This window comes from Bartonella queenslandensis AUST/NH15, from assembly GCF_000312585.1.
Classification (GTDB): Bacteria; Pseudomonadota; Alphaproteobacteria; order Rhizobiales; family Rhizobiaceae; genus Bartonella; species Bartonella queenslandensis_A.
Genome location: NZ_HE998014.1, coordinates 4,685 through 6,397, shown reverse-complemented (window position 1 = coordinate 6,397; position 1,713 = coordinate 4,685). Strand labels below are relative to the sequence as shown.

Below are 1,713 nucleotides of genomic sequence, written 5' to 3'. Positions count from 1 at the left end.
ATAAGATAACAAAGATATCCTTAGAATATATTGGATACATTCAATCATTTCACGAAAATATAACCAGTTGAATCCTTTCTTTTCAAACCAAATATCATCCCCTTATCACTCCTATTAAATTCAATCACTCCAACCAAATTAAAAGACCATCAAAGCGTTTTAACTCTTTAAGTGTCTCTGCTTCTACTTTGAATATATTCACCTCTTTCAAATTTTTCATTGACTAATGTTTCAGAGGAATTACACTTTCATCATTTCACTTTTCGTGTATGTTTCCACCCACATAGACGCTCACCTTGTTCGTTATGTTTTAGAATATCTCTTGCCAAATTGGGGCTAATGACATTGATGTCTTGTCGATTCAAATAAATTGGCAGCCACCCAATACAAGAGGTTCGTTCATTCGTCGCGCAACCAGTTAGAAAGCTTATCGCGCACATCAGCATCACTTTTCTTATTAATTTCATTTTCTACCTCAAGCCGTGTTTTCGCTATATTAAAAGCTTCCTTCGTTTGTTTTTGCCTCTCCACTCCTTTTCCAAGGAAAAAGGCTTTCACTAAAGCTATAAAAAAAAGCTGCTATGATTGCTGACGTCACTGTCAGATATTTTTTTATCCATAAAATCATAGGCGATGTTCCTGAAAACGTTTAGCAATATACACCATAGCGGTACAAGCAGCTAAAACCATAATGCCTGCTAAAGCCCATTGGACAGGACCATTTCCGGCAAAAAGTCCCCCAAGTCCTGAAAAAGAGCCTATGATTGGCGCAAGAGCTTCTATTTTGCAAATGCCTGTCACCCCTTCTGCTTCTACTACATGATAATTGGGGGCAACATGTGCTCCTTTCGCCCATAGCCCTGCTTCGGCTGCTCGGCGATTGACAAGACCGCGGATACGTTTTCCTTTTACTCTTGTCCATTTTTGCAATTCAGTTGGTACCGCTTCATATTCACCTTTATTGAGTTTTTTTAAAAGTGTAGATTTGCAAAAAGCTGTTATTCCTACATTATAGGAGAATGATACTAAAGCTGCGAATTGTTCATCACTTAAAGGAACGGTAACAGCTTTTTCAATAGCGGCTTCACACTCTTTTAAGTCTTGACAAAGAATGTTTTCAGCTTCTTTTTCTGTAATTTTCATTTCTTTATGGACTCTTGGGGCGCCAGATGCACTTGTATGCCCATAACCAATTGTCCACACTCCACCGAAATCCTCATAGGCGCTTAAACGCAAACCTTCCCATTGCTTAATCAGAGCAAGTCCTTCTGTTGATATTTTTCGCATTTTTTTACCCTATAAAAAACCACACAAAGCAGGATATGAATTCAAAACTTACAGCAATTCAATTTTTAAGAACGAAACCTTGAAATAGACTCATCGATCTAAAACCACCATAGCGCGACCTGTTAAAGACCATATCGTTTTTTAATTACAACAAAGATTATTTTAATTTCTATTCATTTCGTACTAGTTAATTTTCTTTTGATCCTAAATACAATAAACTTTTGATAAACCAATTTATAATCAGATATTCCACCTATTAATAATTGATCTAAAATAATTTAGAGAAAAGTTACTTGAGAAATTCCAANATTTTTTAGAGAGGAAAAGATCTTTTCAATAAAAAACACAATAATAGGCATTAATTTTTAAATAATACTAAAATCTACAACATACGAAATACAAATTTTTATAAAAACAAAAAGCTAT

2 protein-coding genes and 1 pseudogene are annotated in these 1,713 nt (G+C 34.9%); all 3 read right to left on the bottom strand.

The window, feature by feature from the left end; all coding sequences use genetic code 11:
- Positions 1–251: 251 nt before the first annotated feature.
- A complete protein-coding gene (locus BN338_RS13305) occupies positions 252–467 on the bottom strand; it encodes a hypothetical protein (protein WP_039761264.1) in 216 nt (71 codons plus the stop codon).
- Positions 400–628, bottom strand: a pseudogene (locus BN338_RS09030) (hypothetical protein). The gene BN338_RS13305 and the pseudogene BN338_RS09030 overlap by 68 nt, the downstream one beginning before the upstream one ends.
- Positions 625–1,287, bottom strand: a complete 663-nt coding sequence (locus BN338_RS09025) for a lysozyme (protein ID WP_039761262.1) — start codon at positions 1,285–1,287, stop codon at positions 625–627. The pseudogene BN338_RS09030 and the gene BN338_RS09025 overlap by 4 nt, the downstream one beginning before the upstream one ends.
- Positions 1,288–1,713: the final 426 nt, after the last annotated feature.

Bases quoted from the DNA above. Each gene is read 5' to 3' on its own strand.
- BN338_RS13305 (WP_039761264.1), bottom strand. From the start codon at position 467: ATGAAATTAATAAGAAAAGTGATGCTGATGTGCGCGATAAGCTTTCTA.
- BN338_RS09025 (WP_039761262.1), bottom strand. From the start codon at position 1,287: ATGCGAAAAATATCAACAGAAGGACTTGCTCTGATTAAGCAATGGGAA.